This is a genomic window from Haloferax sp. Atlit-6N (assembly GCF_003383195.1).
In the GTDB taxonomy this organism is placed as follows: domain Archaea; phylum Halobacteriota; class Halobacteria; order Halobacteriales; family Haloferacaceae; genus Haloferax; species Haloferax gibbonsii.
On record NZ_QEQJ01000260.1, the window covers coordinates 1 to 484 of the forward strand.

At 62.4% G+C, this 484-nt stretch carries 1 protein-coding gene; it reads left to right on the forward strand.

The window, feature by feature from the left end; genetic code table 11:
- Window positions 1-356: IclR family transcriptional regulator (locus DEQ92_RS22250; protein ID WP_199522975.1), on the forward strand; the 356-nt coding region annotated here is incomplete at its 5' end.
- Window positions 357-484: the final 128 nt, after the last annotated feature.

Consider the following 484-nt stretch of genomic DNA (forward strand, 5'->3'; position numbering starts at 1 on the left):
ACACGCACGCGGGCGGCAAAGCCATTCTGGCCCACCTCGGCGAGGACGCCATAGAGCGTATCGTCGAGACGCACGGGTTGCCGGCGCAGACCGCGAACTCGATCACCGATCCCGAGGAACTGACCGCCGAACTCGAAGCGGTCCGCGAGCAGGGATACAGCATCGACCGTGACGAGCAGGTCGTCGGGATGGGCGCGGTGGCGGCACCCGTCCGCGTCGAGGACCGCGTTCTCGGTTCGGTCGGGATCGTCTGTCCGAGCGATCGGCTCCTCGACGACGAGCAACGAGACGAGTTCGTCAGGGAGGTCCAGAAGTCTGCGAACATCGTCTCGGTCAACTACCAATACGCGCCCTGAAAGCGTCCGAATATATCGTACGAAGACGAAACAGTACATCCCGCACAAGGTTGGTGTCACTCGCGAACACGCGCGACTGGAGGGCCGTCTTACGACTCCAGTCACCTATTACCGTACGAGATCGGCAT